Source organism: Myroides sp. TSA_177.3, from assembly GCF_052691955.1.
In genome coordinates, this window is sequence record NZ_JBQZGD010000001.1 from 122844 (window position 1) to 140836 (window position 17993).

At 36.6% G+C, this 17993-nt stretch carries 16 protein-coding genes; 6 read left to right on the forward strand and 10 right to left on the reverse strand.

All coding sequences use genetic code 11. The features are described 5' to 3' along the window. Positions 1 to 5: 5 nt before the first annotated feature. From asnS to ACUTSE_RS00545, 4 genes are all read right to left on the reverse strand, one after another. Entirely contained in the window at positions 6 to 1439 is a 1434-nt protein-coding gene (gene asnS, locus ACUTSE_RS00530) for an asparagine--tRNA ligase (RefSeq protein WP_115092433.1), read from the reverse strand. Positions 1440 to 1671: 232 nt separating this feature from the next. Further along, entirely contained in the window at positions 1672 to 2235 is a 564-nt protein-coding gene (gene frr / locus ACUTSE_RS00535) for a ribosome recycling factor (RefSeq protein WP_445638853.1), read from the reverse strand. An 8-nt stretch (positions 2236 to 2243) separates the two neighbouring features. Beyond that, positions 2244 to 2963, reverse strand: coding sequence for a UMP kinase (pyrH, locus tag ACUTSE_RS00540; RefSeq protein WP_002989830.1), 720 nt, complete (start codon positions 2961 to 2963; stop codon positions 2244 to 2246). A 46-nt stretch (positions 2964 to 3009) separates the two neighbouring features. Then, complete coding sequence (locus ACUTSE_RS00545) at positions 3010 to 3804, reverse strand: patatin-like phospholipase family protein (protein WP_002989833.1); 795 nt, start codon at positions 3802 to 3804, stop codon at positions 3010 to 3012. Between the two features lie 69 nt (positions 3805 to 3873). Between ACUTSE_RS00545 and ACUTSE_RS00550 the strand changes: the two genes are divergently transcribed. Continuing rightward, the gene (locus ACUTSE_RS00550; protein WP_445638854.1) at positions 3874 to 4476 is read left to right on the forward strand and encodes a thioredoxin family protein; all 603 of its coding nucleotides are present in this window, start codon (positions 3874 to 3876) and stop codon (positions 4474 to 4476) included. 13 nt (positions 4477 to 4489) lie between these two features. Here ACUTSE_RS00550 and ACUTSE_RS00555 read toward each other — a convergent pair whose 3' ends face one another. After that, entirely contained in the window at positions 4490 to 5113 is a 624-nt protein-coding gene (locus ACUTSE_RS00555; RefSeq protein ID WP_002989836.1) for a YiiX/YebB-like N1pC/P60 family cysteine hydrolase, read from the reverse strand. 195 nt (positions 5114 to 5308) lie between these two features. Here ACUTSE_RS00555 and ACUTSE_RS00560 point away from each other — a divergent pair, with 195 nt between their 5' ends. Further along, positions 5309 to 6814: an aldehyde dehydrogenase family protein gene (locus ACUTSE_RS00560; RefSeq protein WP_115092438.1), complete on the forward strand. Its 1506-nt coding sequence runs from the start codon at positions 5309 to 5311 to the stop codon at positions 6812 to 6814. Positions 6815 to 6826: 12 nt separating this feature from the next. Continuing rightward, the gene (locus ACUTSE_RS00565; protein WP_259187745.1) at positions 6827 to 7207 is read left to right on the forward strand and encodes a DUF779 domain-containing protein; all 381 of its coding nucleotides are present in this window, start codon (positions 6827 to 6829) and stop codon (positions 7205 to 7207) included. A 100-nt stretch (positions 7208 to 7307) separates the two neighbouring features. Here ACUTSE_RS00565 and truB read toward each other — a convergent pair whose 3' ends face one another. The 4 genes from truB to ACUTSE_RS00585 are packed head-to-tail and all read right to left on the reverse strand — an operon-like array spanning position 7308 to position 9963. Then, positions 7308 to 8009 (reverse strand): tRNA pseudouridine(55) synthase TruB, encoded by a 702-nt coding sequence (gene truB, locus ACUTSE_RS00570; protein WP_445638855.1) that lies wholly within the window; start codon positions 8007 to 8009, stop codon positions 7308 to 7310. 2 nt (positions 8010 to 8011) lie between these two features. Beyond that, the gene (locus ACUTSE_RS00575; RefSeq protein ID WP_002989843.1) at positions 8012 to 8821 is read right to left on the reverse strand and encodes an undecaprenyl-diphosphate phosphatase; all 810 of its coding nucleotides are present in this window, start codon (positions 8819 to 8821) and stop codon (positions 8012 to 8014) included. Between the two features lie 12 nt (positions 8822 to 8833). Continuing rightward, the gene (locus tag ACUTSE_RS00580; RefSeq protein ID WP_002989845.1) at positions 8834 to 9079 is read right to left on the reverse strand and encodes a DUF3098 domain-containing protein; all 246 of its coding nucleotides are present in this window, start codon (positions 9077 to 9079) and stop codon (positions 8834 to 8836) included. 2 nt (positions 9080 to 9081) lie between these two features. Next, entirely contained in the window at positions 9082 to 9963 is an 882-nt protein-coding gene (locus ACUTSE_RS00585; RefSeq protein ID WP_445638856.1) for a cell division protein FtsX, read from the reverse strand. Positions 9964 to 10128: 165 nt separating this feature from the next. Between ACUTSE_RS00585 and leuS the strand changes: the two genes are divergently transcribed. Next, positions 10129 to 12942, forward strand: coding sequence for a leucine--tRNA ligase (gene leuS, locus ACUTSE_RS00590; protein ID WP_445638857.1), 2814 nt, complete (start codon positions 10129 to 10131; stop codon positions 12940 to 12942). 64 nt (positions 12943 to 13006) lie between these two features. Here the strand turns inward: leuS and ACUTSE_RS00595 are convergent, their stop codons facing one another. Next, positions 13007 to 13387 carry an SPOR domain-containing protein gene (locus tag ACUTSE_RS00595; protein ID WP_002989848.1) on the reverse strand — a complete coding sequence of 127 codons (381 nt, stop codon included), beginning with the start codon at positions 13385 to 13387 and terminating at the stop codon, positions 13007 to 13009. Between the two features lie 220 nt (positions 13388 to 13607). On the opposite strand from ACUTSE_RS00595, the gene ACUTSE_RS00600 reads away from it, so the two are divergent. Then, positions 13608 to 14888 carry a c-type cytochrome gene (locus ACUTSE_RS00600; protein ID WP_445638858.1) on the forward strand — a complete coding sequence of 427 codons (1281 nt, stop codon included), beginning with the start codon at positions 13608 to 13610 and terminating at the stop codon, positions 14886 to 14888. A gap of 37 nt (positions 14889 to 14925) precedes the next feature. Further along, positions 14926 to 17976, forward strand: coding sequence for a TAT-variant-translocated molybdopterin oxidoreductase (locus tag ACUTSE_RS00605; RefSeq protein ID WP_445638859.1), 3051 nt, complete (start codon positions 14926 to 14928; stop codon positions 17974 to 17976). Positions 17977 to 17993: the final 17 nt, after the last annotated feature.

A 17993-nucleotide genomic window follows, 5' to 3' on the forward strand; every position in this document is an offset into this window, starting at 1 on the left:
AATAATTAAAACGCTGCATTTTGCGGAGTTCTAGGGAAAGGAATAACGTCTCTAATGTTCGTCATACCTGTAACGAATAGTACTAAACGCTCAAATCCAAGACCAAATCCACTGTGTGGAGCTGTACCAAACTTACGGGTATCTAAATACCACCAAAGCTCTTCTTTGTCAATTCCCATTGACTCGATTTTGTCCAATAAAACGTCATAGCGCTCTTCTCTTTCAGAACCACCTACAATCTCTCCAATTCCAGGGAATAAGATATCCATAGCGCGAACTGTTTTTCCATCCTCGTTCATACGCATATAGAATGCTTTGATATCTGCTGGGTAATCAAATAAGATTACAGGGCATTTGAAGTGTTTCTCAACTAAATAACGCTCGTGCTCACTTTGTAAATCAGCACCCCATTCTTCAATGATATAGTTGAATTTCTTGTTTTTATTCGGCTTAGAAGCTTTTAAAATATCAATAGCCTCTGTATAGCTTACGCGTTTGAAATTGTTTTCTGTGATAAAACGAAGTTTCTCAAGTAAAGCCATTTCACTGCGTTCCGCTTGTGGTTTATTCTTTTCTTCTTCTTGTAATCTCTTCTCTAAGAAAGCCAAATCATCTTGACATTTTTCTAGCGTATAGTTGATTACATATTTAATGAAATCCTCTGCTAAATCCATGTTGTCTGCTAATTTGTTGAAAGCAACCTCAGGTTCGATCATCCAGAATTCAGCTAAGTGACGAGATGTATTTGAATTTTCTGCACGGAAAGTAGGGCCAAATGTATATACTGATCCCAATGCCATAGCATACGTTTCCGCTTCTAATTGTCCAGATACAGTTAGGTTCGTTGCTTTTCCAAAAAAATCTTCAGAGAAATCAACCGCTCCTTCTTCAGTACGTGGAAGTTTATTTAAATTGAAATTGGTTACTTTAAACATTTCTCCAGCTCCTTCTGCATCAGATCCTGTGATGATTGGTGCATTGAAATAAAAGAAACCATTGTCTTGGAAATATTTATGTACAGCATAAGAAAGTGTACTTCTTACGCGCATAATAGCACCAAAAATGTTTGTTCTAATTCGTAAGTGAGCATTTTCACGTAAAAACTCTAACGAGTGTTTTTTCGGTTGAATTGGATACTCTTCTGGATTGGATTCACCATAAACTTTTAAGTTTTCAACTTGGATTTCTACATTTTGTCCAGCTCCTCTACTTTCAATTAGGGTACCTCTTACAGAAATAGCTGCTCCTGTGTGAATCTTTTTTAATAATTCAGCAGGAAACTTATCTAAGTCAACAACACATTGGATGTTATTGATTGTCGATCCGTCATTTAAAGCAATAAATTGGTTGTTTCTAAATGTCTTTACCCAACCTTTTGCTTTTACTTCGTGCAAAAGTGCCTTCCCGGTAAGTAGATCGATAATTTTGGTGTGTTTCATTTTTGATTATATTTTTGTTACCTGGTAGATCAATTCTTGGAATTGAAATACGAACAAATGTACTAAAAAACAATAGATATTTGTGTAATCAACTAGGTTATTAATCAAACATTCGGTATGAAATATAGCTTTTAGAGGCGTTGTATGGGAAGGTTCATTTGTAAAAGAAACAAATTGCCTTAAAAACGTTGAAATATGTAGCAATAAAAAAGCCCGCTGATGCGGGCTTTCCTTATACTTTTAGAATTTCTTCTTCTTTTCTCACTAAGATATCGTCAATCTTCTTTACAAAAGCATCGGTCAATTTTTGTATTTGCTCTTCAGCATCTTTACAAACATCTTCAGAAACTCCGTTTTTTTCTTCTTTCTTGATATCGTTGTTTGCATCTTTACGTGCATTTCGAATACCAATTTTTGCTTCTTCTGTTTCTGCTTTGGCTTGTTTTACCAAGTCTTTACGTCTTTCTTCTGTTAAAGCAGGGATATTGATGATGATATTATCTCCATTATTCATTGGATTCAACCCTAAATTAGCAATCATAATTGCTTTTTCAATTGGTTGTAACATGCTTTTTTCCCAAGGTGTAACTGTTAATGTACGAGCATCTGGAACGTTTACACTTGCTACTTGTGATAGCGGAGTTTGAGAACCGTAATAGTCTACAAAAACGGCACCTAACATTTGAGGTGATGCTTTTCCAGCGCGAATATTTAATAAAGATTTTTCTAAGTGAGCAATAGAACTGTCCATTGCCTCTTTTGCACTTGCAATAATTAAATCTATTTCTTCTGTCATAACGTTTATTAATTAATGTTTACGGAAACAGTAGTTCCTACTGAATCATCTCCTTGGCAAACTTTTAGTAAATTGTTTTCTTTATTCATATCGAATACCACAATCGGTAACTCGTTTTCTCTACTCAAGGTAAATGCTGTAGTATCCATTACATTCAACCCTTTTGTTAGTACGTCGCTAAATGTGATTTGCTCAAATTTAACAGCAGTAGGATCTTTCTCAGGATCTGCATTGTACACGCCATCAACACGTGTTCCTTTTAAAATTACATCAGCGTTGATTTCAACCCCTCTTAATACTGCAGCTGTATCTGTAGTGAAATAAGGGTTTCCTGTTCCTGCTCCGAAAATTACAATTCTACCTTTTTCTAAGTGACGAACAGCTCTTCTTTTGATATAAGGCTCAGCAACAGCTTCGATTTTCAAGGCTGTCTGTAAACGAGTTAGCATTCCGGCATCTTCTAAAGCACCTTGAAGTGCCATTCCATTGATAATCGTTGCAAGCATTCCCATATAGTCTCCTTGAACGCGATCCATACCTACACTTGCTCCTGCTACTCCTCTAAAAATATTTCCACCACCAATAACAATCGCTATTTCAACACCTAGATCATGTACTTTTTTTACTTCAGCTGCGTACTCAGCTAATCTCTTAGGGTCAATTCCATATTGATTCTCTCCCATTAAAGCTTCTCCACTTAATTTAAGTAGAATTCTTTTGTATTTCATGGATATGATATTTTTAAAGTTTTGCAAATATAAAGATTATATACTACTATAAAATAGCTTTTGCGAATTTATCCTGATGATTTTTAAACGTTCTACTAGCTGCTTGATATCCCAAGTCAAAAATTTCATCCATTCGTTGCTTATTTCGCTCAAAAGTTGAATATTGAGTGATGTGGTGCGATTCAATTAACCAATCACATAAAATCGATTGGGAGCGGTTGTGATTAGCCGCCATCAAATCATAGGCTCGTATAGCCACGGATCGAAGGGAGGTTAGGTTTTTCTTGTCTAATTGTTCAATTGGGCAAACGTTACTCCCAATGAGAAAGTCGCAATCCTCTCGAATCAAATCTGTAGCGAAATTGTTGAGGATACCTCCATCGCTATACAATTGCTCGTTGATGCTGTGCGGTGAAAAAATAGCGGGAAAAGCACTAGAGGCTAAAATCGCATCAATCACACGCGTACTAGGATCAAAAACGTGTACTTCTCCTTTTGCAATATCGGTGGAGTTAATCAGGACTGGAATCGGCAAATCATCCAAGGTTCTATTTTCAAAAATAGAGAATAGATATTTCTCAAATGCATTTGAATCAATGAGTCCTGCTTTTTTAAACGTAAAAAAATGCCAGTTTAAAATATTGACAGATTTAAAAAAATCCAAGATCTCATGTGGAGTCAATCCCATCGCAAATAGACAAGAAACAATGGATCCTGCACTTGTTCCAGCGAGGATTTTAGGTTTGATGTCTTGCTCGAGTAAAAAGGAAAGAACACCAGCATGAGCTATCCCTTTATAGCCACCTCCAGATAAAGCCAAACCTATTTTTGGGGTTTTCATAAATAAAGTATTGATAGATTAGTGTTTAAAAGTTTAACTTTGAATTCAAACTAATAAAATTAAACAAAAATGAACAAAGTCGAGATAAAAGAATTGAATAATAGCTTTTCGTATGCAGCGTTCCGTTCGTATGTGACAGAGGCTCTGCAAAATAACCCTGAGAAATTAAATCTTTCAGCAGATTATTTACCATATGCTGAACTGAATGAAGCGCGCTTACATCGCTTAGATAAAACGTTGAGTGTAGAGCCTGAAGTTGCCTTAGTAATGGAAAACTTGGGGAAAGAGTACATTTGGTTGGTGATTTCTGAAAGCTGGTGTGGAGATGCAGCTCAGTCTGTACCTATGCTAAATAAAATGGCTGAACTTACTGGAAAAGTGGAGTTGCGTATTGTATTTCGCGACCAAAACTTGGAGTTGATGGATCAATATTTAACTAATGGTGGACGAGCAATTCCAAAGTTGTTAATCGTAGACAAAGAAACGCTGGAAGTACTAGGTGATTGGGGGCCACGTCCTGCTGATGCAGTTCAATTAGTCAATGATTACAAAACAGCACACGGAAAATTTGACGAAGATGGAATCATCTTGTTGAACAAGTGGTATACAAAAAATAAAGGTCAACAAGTACAACAAGAAGTTGCAGCATTGATGACCTCAATTGATAACTAAATCTATAGTATCACTATGGTACGATAGGACCTACAATAGTGATGTTTTTTGACCAAGACATGCCTGCGGGATTACATCCTATAGCTCCTTCAGGGATGACTTGGTCTAATTTTTCAAAGTATTGTACCCAAACAGGAAAATATTCTCCTGTGTATTTTGAGCGATACGTCATGGGATGCAATCTAAAAAACTCCTTGTTTTTATTGGCTGATTTAAAGGCATCATAAATAAGTTCTGAACAGTAGTATTTACCATTGGCATATAAATAATTATCGTCATAAGGAACGCCAACTTGTTCCAAAGCAAATTCTTTCGCTTTCGGAAGTAGTTTCTCGTATTTTGCAAGTACTCGTCCTAAATACATAGGCTCAGTAGTCTTGTTTAAAAACTGATCTAGCGGAGTGATACATACTTCTGGCGAAGTAGCTTCTATTACTTGTAAGCTGCCCTCATGTTCAATAACCATTCCCATGTGATTGAAGTTTAATCCCTCATATCCATAGGTCACTTCATTAATTGCGTCACAAAGTGGTCCACATTTTAGGTTTTGAAAAATCAAATCTCCCTCTTTAAACGTTGTCTGCTGAGCATAGCTTATCGTGGATAGTAAAACAATAAGCGCTAGTATTTTTTTCATATTCTTTTCGTGTTTGGACAAAAGTAAAATTTCTCCTTAGATAAACAATGAAAGAAACCAATCCTTTATCTGATTGGTCGAAAAGCTTGTTTTTATGCTTGTGTTAAATTTTATATAATCCATTACTCGGGATTGTCTTGAACTGTAATTAATTGTATCTTAGGAAGATTAACCATAAAAAAAACAGAATTATTTATGTCAAACAACATGCAATTCCCCAAGTTTAAAGAGAAATACGGCAATTATATCAACGGAAAATTCGTTGAACCAGTAAAAGGAAACTACTTTGATTCTATTACGCCTATTACGGGAAAACCATTCGCCAAAGCAGCTCACTCCACAGAAGATGATTTAATTTTAGCCATTGATGCGGCAGATAAAGCCTTCGAAACATGGAGCCGTACATCAGCGACAGAACGCAGTAATATTTTGAACCGCATTGCGGATCGCATGGAGCAAAATTTAGATTATATCGCTCAAGTGGAAACCATAGACAACGGAAAAGCTATTCGCGAAACGCTAAATGCCGATATTCCATTGGCTATTGACCATTTCCGTTATTTTGCGGGTGTGATTCGCGCAGAAGAAGGTTCGGTAGTAGAACTTGATGAACATACAGTTTCTATGATTGTGCATGAACCACTTGGTGTGGTAGCTCAAATTATTCCTTGGAACTTCCCAATTTTAATGGCGGTATGGAAATTAGCTCCAGCATTAGCAGCAGGAAACTGTGTGGTACTGAAACCAGCTGAAAGTACGCCAATTTCGATCATGGTGTTGATGGAATTGATTGGAGATTTAGTTCCAGCAGGGGTAATCAATATTGTCAATGGATTTGGTTCTGAATTAGGGCAAAAACTAGTAACCAATCCTAAAATTAGCAAAGCGGCGTTTACAGGTTCTACAGCAACAGGACGTTTAGTGATGCAATACGCAACAGAAAATATTATTCCCGTTACTTTAGAGTTAGGAGGAAAGTCGCCAAACGTATTCTTTGAATCGATTATGGATCACGACGATGAATACTTAGACAAAGCCATTGAAGGTGCAGTATTATTCGCTTTTAACCAAGGTGAAATTTGTACTTGTCCGTCTCGTTTGTTGATTCAAGAAAGTATTTACGATAAATTTATTGCACGTGTTATTGAGCGCGTAAAAGCAATCAAGGTTGGAAATCCATTAGATCCAACAACGATGATGGGAGCACAAGCATCCAAAATTCAATACGACAAGATTAATTCGTACCTAAAACTGGGGAAAGAAGAAGGAGCTGAAGTATTGGTAGGAGGAGAAGTGAACCACTTAGGAGGTGATCTAGAAACAGGATATTACATCCAACCAACTTTATTTAAAGGACACAATAAGATGCGTATTTTCCAAGAGGAAATTTTCGGACCTGTATTGGCTGTAACGACATTCAAAGATGAAAAAGAGGCGATTGAAATTGCCAATGATACCTTGTATGGATTAGGAGCAGGAGTATGGACGCGTGATGCGCACCAATTATACCAAATTCCAAGAGCAATTAAAGCTGGACGTGTTTGGGTAAACAACTACCATAATTACCCTGCAGGAGCTCCATTTGGAGGATATAAGCAATCGGGTATTGGACGTGAAAATCACAAAATGATGTTAGGCCATTATCGCCAAACAAAAAACATGTTGATTTCTTATAATAAAAACAAATTAGGATTCTTTTAAAAAGAAAATAAGATGTCGAAAGTTAGCCGAATTGATGTAACAGAAAAAGCAAAGGCCTTGATACAAGAACTACAAGCCGAACACGGAGATTTGATGTTCTATCAGGCTGGAGGCTGTTGTGAAGGTACACAACCGATGTGTTTTGTGAAGGGAGGGTATTACTTAAGACGAAGAGATGTCAAAATTGGAGAGGTGTGTGGTTTTGATTTTTGGGTAGATCGTGATTTATTCGAGTATTGGAAACACGCTCATTTCACATTAGACGTAACAGATGGTTTTGGAGCCGGTGGTTTCTCTTTAGAAACGCCCAAACAAAAAACCTTCCAGATACATTATCGTATGTTTACACCAGAAGAGCTACCAAAGCTTGAGGAGGTAATTTTAAATGAATAATTGCTTTAATACGATGAATGAGAAAGGCTACTCTTAGAGTAGCCTTTTGTATTTTAGTTTACAGTGTACAGTGTATGGTTTACAGTTTAATAGTCAACTGTTAACCGTCAACTGTTACCATTTTCTCGAATGCTTCAATGCTCAACGCATTAGCAACGTCATAATCTCCGATCTTCGTGCGTCGCAATGCCGTTAAATGGCCTCCGCTATTTAGTTTTTCTCCAAAATCAAAAGCAAGTGAACGAATATACGTTCCTTTAGAACAAGCAACTCTGAAATCAATTTCAGGTAGTGCAACACGAGTTAGTTCAAAGTCAGAAATAGTAATAGGACGTGTGCTTATTTCTACTTCTTCTCCTTTTCTCGCATGCTCATATAGTCTTTTTCCATCTTTTTTTAATGCAGAAAAAATAGGAGGACGTTGTTCGGTTGTACCTAGAAAACTCACTCTTGTTTGTTCAATCATTTCTTCCGTAATGTGATTCGTTGGAAATGTTTGATTAATTTCGGTTTCTAAGTCATAAGAAGGAGTTGTAGCTCCGATATGAAAGGTGCCAGTGTATTCTTTTTCCTGACCTTGTAAATCGGTAATTGTTTTAGTCGCTTTTCCTGTACAAATCAGTAATAACCCAGTAGCTAAAGGATCTAGCGTTCCTGCATGTCCTACTTTGATTTTTTTAAGACCGTATTCTTTCTTTAAGAGCCATTTAATTTTGTTTACGGCTTGGAAAGAAGACCAATGTAAAGGCTTGTCAATCAATAAGACTTGACCTTCCTGAAAAGCTTCAGCTGAAAATTGCATGTTTAGTTTTTTAAGTATCCGAAGTAAATCAATAAAAGAACACCCGCAATGATGCGGTAATATCCCCAAGGTTTAAATCCGTATTTTTTGATAATTCCAATGAAAAATTTGATGGCAAAAATAGAAACGATAAACGCTAAAACATTGCCTAAAAGGAATAATTTTAAGTTGTCTGTATTGTCAAAAAGTAATTCATATCCCATTTTTCCAGATTCGTATTTTTTGAATACGATTGAATAAACTGTTACAGCAGCCATAGTAGGTACCGCTAAAAAGAATGAGAATTCAGCAGCTACCTGACGAGAAAGTCCTTGTTGCATTCCTCCGATAATTGAGGCTGCAGATCGGCTTGTTCCAGGCATCATCGCTAAACATTGCCAAAAACCAATCGTTACTGCTTGCTTGATGGTGATGTCTTCTTCGCGTACTGTTTTTGGATTTTTGAAGTATTTATCAATAAAAATTAGAACAAATCCTCCGACAATTAGCATGATAGCAATGTAGATGGTTTCTCCTAAAACAGCATCGATTTTATCGTCCAATAACTTCCCTAAAACAAGAGCTGGAATAACAGCAAAAACTAATTTTTTATAGAATGAAATACGACTGAAATCAAAAAATTTACGCCAATAAAGAACAACTACAGCTAAGATAGCTCCGAATTGAATAGCGGTTTGAAAAAGTTTGACGAAATCATCTTCCTGAATCCCATAATACGAGCTCAAAAAGATCATATGAGCGGTAGATGAAACAGGTAAATATTCAGTAAGTCCTTCTACAATAGCTAGAAGGATGGCTTGTATTAAATCCATAAAATTAGTTTGTTATGATTGTTTTTTATCTTTTTTAAAAATGGAATAAATGGCTACACCAATACCAATAAAAAACACAGCTGGTGCCAAGTGAATTCTTCTAAAACTATAGATGGCCTCATTAAATTGTGTAGGATCATCATTAGAAGCTCCTCCCATAAGGATAAAACTCAAGGCTATAATCGCAAAACTTACAAGGAGTAAGGTGTAATTTTGTTTAGAAAACAAAAAGCCTGAAGGGTTGTTATCTTTTTTCATATCTAGTATAGTTCGTCTGATTTAAGATTTAAGAATCGCTGTGTAGCGAAGAATGTACTAATGGTTGTAATAATAATACCCGTTAGGATGATACCCAATCCAACAATAACCAACGGCATATAATTGACCGTAGGATTAAGTTCAAGATCTGGGAATTTCTTATCTAGGTAGAAGGTTAAAGCAACTAAAGCAATAACAGCTAATATCGATCCGATAAGTCCTAAACGCATGCTGTGCCAAATAAATGGACGGCGAATAAAGTTTTTAGTTGCTCCAACCATTTGCATGGTTTTAATAGTAAAGCGACTTGAGAAAATTAATAAACGCAAAGAGCTGTTTATTAGTAACATAGAAACAACCGTTAAGATAGCTGCAATAATCAGCACCCAATTGGTGATGCGTGTAATGTTGTGATTGACTAATTCAACTAATTGTTTGTCATAGAGAATTTCTTCAATATTTGGTGTCTTCAGAAAGTCCTTTTCTATAGTAGCTAAACTATCCGTTACCACATAATCTCCTTGAATATAGATGTCATATGAGTTTTGAAGAGGGTTGTAACCCAAGAATTCCAAGAAATTCTCGCCTAAATCTTCTTTTTGACTTTCTGCTGCAGCTTCTTTAGAGATGAAGTCGAAACTCTTGATATACGGAGCTTCCCCTAATTTCTTAGAAAACGCATCAAATTCTGATTGCGAAGCCTTATCGTTAAAGAAAATAGTCATGGGAATATTTTCTCGGAAATTATTTGATATCCTTTTGGAGTTAATCACAAATAAACTCAAGGCCCCTAATAAAGATAGAACCAAGAAAATACTCAGTATTACAGAAAAATAAGACGAAATTAATTTTCGCTTTTGGTATTTTTCATAAGTAGACGTCATAATGCAATTTTTAAAGCTGTAAAATTAAAAAACAAAAGTGTTTTTAAAACACAATTACGATTAAACTTTTCTAATTGTTATAAATATAGTTTATTTTTGCGACAAGTTGGCGTTTTTTTTCGAAGTCATCGAGAAAGAACAGGTGTAATAAATGATATTTTTACTATGAAATACAATCCAAGCGAAATTGAAGCGAAATGGCAAAAGTTTTGGAAAGAGAATGAAACTTTTAAAACCTCAAATACATCTGATAAACCGAAGTATTATGTACTAGATATGTTTCCTTATCCATCAGGAGCAGGACTTCACGTGGGACATCCACTGGGGTATATTGCATCAGATATTTTTGCGCGTTACAAAAGACACAAAGGTTTTAATGTGCTACATCCTCAAGGATATGATAGCTTTGGATTACCTGCTGAGCAATATGCGATTCAAACAGGACAGCATCCAGCTATTACTACAGAAGTAAATATTACACGTTATAGAGAACAATTAGATCAAATCGGATTTTCTTTTGATTGGTCTCGTGAGATTCGCACTTCCAATGCGGATTATTATAAACATACTCAATGGATTTTTATCCAATTGTTCAATGCATGGTATAATAAGGTGTCAGATAAAGCGGAAGCAATCTCAACTTTAGTAGCGTTATTCGAGCAAGAAGGAAATGCAACTGTACAAGCGGTTTGCGATGAGTCTATTGAAATTTTTACAGCAGCACAATGGAATGCTTTTTCAGTAGAAGAAAAAGAACAAGTGTTGTTGCAATACCGTTTAACTTATTTAGCAGAAACAGAAGTGAACTGGTGTCCAGCTTTGGGGACCGTATTAGCGAATGACGAAATTAAAGATGGTTTATCAGAACGTGGTGGTCATCCAGTGATTCGCAAAAAAATGAAGCAATGGAGTATGCGTATTTCTGCGTATGCAGAACGTTTGTTAGAAGGATTAAATACAATTGATTGGACGGAAAGTTTAAAAGAAAGTCAACGCAACTGGATTGGTAAATCAGTAGGTGCTTCTGTGATTTTTAATTTAAAAGAATCTACAGATACGATTGAAGTGTTTACAACACGTCCAGATACAATCTTTGGTGTGAGTTTTATGACTTTAGCTCCAGAGCATGATTTAGTACGAAAAATTACAACAGCAGAACAAAAAGCAGAAGTAGAAGCGTATATCGAAGCAACGTCGAAAAGAAGTGAGCGCGATCGTATGGCAGATGTGAAGAAAATCTCAGGTGTTTTTACTGGGGCTTATGCGGAACATCCTTTTACAAAAGAACCAATTGAAATTTGGATTGGTGATTATGTATTAGCGGGATATGGAACAGGAGCTGTTATGGCTGTTCCTGCTGGAGACACACGTGACTATGCTTTTGCAAAACACTTTGGAATTGCAATTAAAAATATTTTCAATCAAGACATCAGTGAAGAGGCGTTTGCTGAAAAAGAAGGTTTCGTTTTAGAAAACTCTGATTTCTTGAATGGATTAGCTTATAAAGAAGCCTCAGCTAAAGCAATTGCTGCTATTGAGGCATTAGGTCAAGGAAAAGGAAAAACAAATTACCGTTTACGCGATGCTGTGTTTTCACGTCAACGTTATTGGGGAGAGCCATTCCCTGTGTTTTATGTAAATGGATTGCCTAAAATGATTGACAAAGCGTATTTGCCAATCTTATTGCCGGAAGTAGAGAAGTATTTGCCAACTGAGGATGGACAACCGCCTTTAGGGAATGCACATACATGGGCTTGGGATACCGTGAATAATAAGGTAGTTTCGAATGACTTGATTGACGAGCAAACGATTTTTCCATTGGAATTAAATACAATGCCAGGTTGGGCAGGTTCTTCTTGGTACTGGATGCGTTATATGGATCCTACAAATGAAGAATTTATTGCATCTGAAGAAGCATTGAATTACTGGCAAAATGTTGACCTATATATAGGAGGAAGCGAACACGCAACAGGGCATTTATTGTACAGCCGTTTTTGGAATAAGTTTTTAAAAGATATGGGCGTGGCTCCAACAGAAGAGCCTTTCGCTAAATTGATCAACCAAGGGATGATTTTGGGTACTTCTGCTTTCGTTTACCGAATTGAAGGAACAAATACATTCATCTCTAAGGATATGATTAAAGATGAAAAAGTACAGCAGTTATATGCTTATGTTGGTTTGGTAAATAACTCATCCGAATTAGATACGGAAGGATTTAAAGCGTGGAGACCTGATTATGCTACGGCAGAATTTATTTGCAATGCAAATGGAAAATATATTGTAGGGCATGAAGTAGAGAAAATGTCTAAGTCATACTACAATGTGGTTAATCCAGATGATATTTGCCAAGAATATGGTGCGGATACGCTGCGTTTATACGAAATGTTCTTAGGGCCATTAGAACAAGCGAAACCTTGGAATACAGCAGGTATTTCTGGCGTTTTTGGTTTCTTGAAAAAATTGTGGAGATTGTATGCTGATGATACAGCTGTTGTTGTAGTAGATGAGGAACCAACGAAAGAGATGTATAAGTCGCTACATAAAACGATTAAAAAAGTACAGGAAGACATCGAGGCTTTCTCATTCAATACTTCTGTTTCTCAGTTTATGATTTGTGTCAATGAGTTGGGACAACAAAAATGTCACCACCGAGCTATTTTAGAGCCATTGGCTGTTTTGGTTGCTCCTTATGCGCCACATATTGCTGAAGAACTTTGGAGTATGTTGGGACATACAGAGACAATTTCAGATCAAGCATTCCCGGAATTTAAAGCAGAGTACTTAGTAGAAGATGCAAAAGAATATCCTGTTTCTTTTAATGGAAAAATGCGTTTTAAAATTGAATTGCCATTGGATTTAAGTGTGACAGAAATTGAGCAAATAATTTTAGCTGACGAAAGAACACAAGCTCAATTACAAGGACGCGAGCCTAAAAAATTGATTGTAGTACCAGGAAAAATTATCAACATTGTTGGATAATGTTTCGAAGTGAACAAATAAAAGAAAATCCCGTTGTGCAACTGTACAACGGGATTTTTATTTTTTATTTTCCTGGACGAAGAAGGAGTGAATTGTCGAAATCCTTTTTAATGGTTTGAAGGTATCGCTCTGCTTCTAAACGCGTCTTGAAATTTCCTGCTAAAACCTTGTAGGAAGGGTTAGAATAAACTAAGGTTGCTTCTAAGTCTGGGTAGAGTCTTTTGACGCGACTTAGTGCGGCTTTTGCCTCATTGTTTTTTCCATAAAAAACTTGAATATTGTATTTATCAGTGTTTAGGCCTGAAGTTGTTGTACTTCTTTTCGCTTCAACTAGTTTTTTTATGGCTAAGGGCTCTTGAATAGCGTTATTTCGCTCTTGAGCATAACTTATAAGATGCGTAAAAAACAAGCAAAAAAGAACCGGAAATATTCTTAAAATTCTCATAATGAAATGTATTTGAAGCAAATTTACAATTATTCTTGAAAATTGCGTGGAAAGCCTTTATTTAGAACGCGTATAAATTAAAGATTAAGGTCGTTAAAGGTTTTAAGAGTTATGCATAAATTGTATTTTTGTCGGAGTTTGTAAATAAGGTGTATTGAATAATAGTTGATTATTGCTGTTATTAGAAAGACCAAGTTTAGTTGAAAATCAATTTATAACTATGAAAAAAGTGGGTAACCATAATTCGTTTTCAAAGATTTTATTCTTTTGTTTAGCATTAATGCTATCGTTTTCTACAATTTCGTTTGCGCAGGATGCAGCAAAAGGTAAGGAATTGTTTAATTCTAACTGTGCGGCATGTCATAAGTTAGATGGGGCTTCTACAGGACCTGCACTTCGTGGAGTTGTTGAACGTCACGACGGGGATGTAGAGTGGCTACACAAGTGGATTAAAAGTAGTTCATCTTTGATTAAATCTGGTGACGCTCGTGCAGTAAAACTGTTCAGCGAGTGGAACAAAGTTGTAATGAACGACTTCCCAGGTTTATCTGACCAAAATATTGACGATATTTTGGCGTATGTGTCTGAACCAAAAGCTGAAGCTCCAGCTCCTACTGCAAGTACAGAGGGTGCTCAGGGACAAGGTGGTGGAGATGCAGTTTCTAATATGATTGTATTAGGAGCATTAGTAGTAGTGTTGTTATTATTGGTAACGATGCTTTTCCTTGTTAAAAAAGTATTGAATAAAGTTGTTGAGGCTAATGGATTGACAGAAGAAGTTCGTCAAACAGTTCCATTGTGGAAAGCGTTTGTGAAAAATCAATTCTTAGTAATCTGCTCTACAATTATCTTTATTCTAATTGGATCGTATTTTGCTTATGGCTTTATGATGCAAATAGGAGTAGATAAAGGATATGAGCCTGTACAGCCAATTCACTTTTCACACAAAATTCACGCAGGAGATAATGGTATTGATTGTAAATACTGTCACTCATCTGCAAGATCTAGTAAAACTTCAGGAATTCCATCATTGAATGTTTGTATGAACTGTCATAAGAGCATTAGTGAGTTTACAGGTGATGCTGGAACAGACTATGGGAAATATACTCCAGAGTTTTACACTGCTGAGATTCAAAAGTTATATGACGCTGTTGGATGGGATCCTTCAACTCAAAAATATACTGGTAAAGAGAAGCCTGTAAAATGGGTTCGTATTCATAATTTACCTGATTTCGTTTACTACAATCACTCACAACACGTAAATGTTGCTGGTTTAGAATGTCAAACTTGTCACGGACCAGTTGAAGAAATGGAAATCATGAGACAACACTCTCCATTGACAATGGGATGGTGTGTCGACTGTCACAGAACGACTGATGTTAAGTTAAAGGATAATGCTTACTATGCTAAAATCCATGAAGAACTTGCTAACAAGTACGGAGTAGAGAAGTTGACAGTTGCTCAAATGGGTGGACTTGAGTGTGGTAAATGTCACTATTAAGAATTATTTAAGAATAAGAAGCTAATATTTATATACAATGGCATCAAACAAAAAATACTGGAAAAGTGTTGAAGAGCTGAATGATAATAGTTCTATTGTTGAGACGCTAAGAAACAATGAGTTTGTTGAGGAAATTCCTACAGATGAATTTCTTGGAGACAAAAACAAATTGTCTTCTTCTTCAACAACTCGTCGAGACTTTTTGAAATATGTTGGTTTTTCAACAGCTGCAGCAACGTTAGCTGCTTGTGAGGGACCAGTAATAAAGTCAATTCCTTACGTAGTTCAACCAGAGGAAATTATCCCTGGAATTGCGGACTACTATGCGACTACAATCGCAGATGGTTTTGATTTTGTGAATGTTTTGGTTAAGACTCGTGAGGGTCGTCCAATCAAAATTGATAATAACAAACTTGCAAATGCATATTCTGGTGCGAACGCACGTGTGCATGCATCAGTACTTTCGATGTATGATAGCTTGCGATTAAAAGCGCCAAAAATCGAAGGGAAAAATGCTTCTTGGGATGATGTAGATGCTAAGGTAAGAGCAAGTTTACAAGATGCTAAAGCAACAGGAGGTAGCGTTGTGTTATTGACGAATACAATGGCAAGTCCTTCTACTGATAAATTAATCGGAGAGTTTATCGAAACTTATCCAAATGCGAAACACGTAGTGTACGATGCGATTTCATCTTCTGCAGCTGCAGATGCTTATGAACAAGCATACGGAAAACGTGGATTAGCTGATTACGATTTCGGTAAAGCTAGTGTAATCGTTTCTGTAGGTGCAGATTTCTTAGGAGATTGGCAAGGTGGAGGATACGATTCAGCTTACGCGCAAAATCGTATTCCTAAAAATGGAGTAATGTCTAAGCACATTCAGATTGAAGCTAATATGAGTCTTTCTGGAGCTAATGCTGACGTTCGTCTTCCATTATCTGTTGCTGATCAAAAAGCAGCATTAGTGAAATTGTACAACGCAATCGTAGGAGGGTCTGTTTCTTCTGCTAATACAGCGTACGACGAAGCTATTATGAAAGCAGCTAAACAAGTAAAAGCAGCAGGTTCAAAAGGAGTTGTTGTTACAGGTTTAGATGATGTAAATGCTCAATTAGTTGTTCTTGCAATTAACGAAGCTTTACAAGCAGAGGCTTTCATGCCAGAACAAACAAAATACGTAAGACAAGGTAATGCTGCAAAAGTTACTGAGTTGATTAAAGAAATGAACGCAGGTAAAGTTCATACTTTAATTATGTCAGGAATCAACCCAGTATATACGTTAGCAAATAGTGCTGCTTTCGTTGAAGGATTGAAGAAAGTGAAAACTTCAGTTAGCTTCTCAATGAAAGAAGACGAAACTGCTTTAGAGGCTACAATCGCAGCAGCTACTCCTCATTATTTAGAGGCTTGGGGTGATGTGATGATCAAAAACGGTCACTATTCAGTTACACAACCTACTATCAGACCATTATTTGATACAAGACAATTCCAAGAGGCTTTATTGTTGTGGAATGGAAATAATACAGCGTATTATGACTACATCAAAGCAACTAGCGCTTCTTATGTAAATGGATTAACTTGGAATCAATTGGTTCACGATGGTTTCGCTGTATCAGGTGAAAATACCAAAGTATCAGCTACTGCTGATTTCTCTTCTGCTGTTGCTGCCTTAAGCAAAGCTAAAAAAGGAGAAGGTTTAGAGTTAGTATTATACTCTAAAACAGGTATGGGAGATGGACAACAAGCAAATAACCCTTGGTTACAAGAGTTTCCAGATCCAATCACACGTGTTTCATGGGATAACTACTTAACTATCTCTCGCGTTGATGCAGAAGCTTTAGGGATTGAAAACTTCCACGTAGCTAACGGTGGTTTAGATGGTAGCTATGTTACAATTACTGCAAATGGTGTTGCATTAGAAAATGTACCTGCATTAATTCAACCAGGACAAGCGGCTGGAACAGTTGGTTTAGCTTTCGGTTACGGAAGAAAAGCAAGCTTAAAAGAAGATATGCAAGTAGGTGTTAATGCTTACACTTTATATCACAACTTCGAAAATGTACAAAATGTTACTGTAGCTAAAGCATCAGGAAACCATGAGTTTGCTTGTGTTCAGTTACAAAACACATTAATGAGTAGAGGGGATATCGTTAAAGATACTACATTAGAAATTTTCAATACAAAAGATGCTGAAGAGTGGAACGTATTCCCAATGGTTTCTTACGATCACCAAGAAGTAAGAGCGGCATCAATTGATATCTGGGAATCATTCGATCGTACTGTAGGTCACCACTTTAATTTATCGATTGACTTAAATGCTTGTACTGGATGTGGGGCTTGTGTTATCGCATGTCACGCTGAAAATAACGTACCAGTAGTTGGTAAATCAGAGGTAAGAAGAAGTAGAGATATGCACTGGTTGCGTATTGATAGATACTATTCATCAGAAGATACATTTGCTGCAGATGTTGATAAGAAAGTAACAGCAAAAGGATTCTCAGAAGCTCGTTCTGCTTATATGGAATTAGAGCATCCTGCGGATAATCCACAAGTTGTTTTCCAACCTGTAATGTGTCAGCATTGTAATCATGCTCCTTGTGAAACAGTATGTCCAGTAGCTGCTACATCACACGGTCGCCAAGGTCAAAACCATATGGCTTATAACCGTTGTGTTGGTACTAGATACTGTGCAAACAACTGTCCTTATAAGGTTAGACGTTTCAACTGGTTCTTGTATGCTCAAAATGATGAGTTCGATTTCCACATGAATGATGATTTAGGACGTATGGTATTAAACCCAGACGTTGTAGTTCGTTCAAGAGGGGTAATGGAAAAATGTTCATTGTGTATCCAAATGACACAAGCGACAATCTTGAAAGCGAAGAATGAAGGTAGAGCGGTTCGTCCAAACGAATTCGAAACTGCTTGTTCTGCAGCTTGTTCAAGTGGAGCTATGGTATTCGGAGATGTTAATGAAAAAGAATCAGAAATTACTAAATTAGCTGAATCAGATAGAACATACCACTTGTTAGAGCACATTGGTACAAAACCAAATGTATTCTACCACGTTAAGGTTAGAAATATCTAGTTTAAAAAGAATTATTA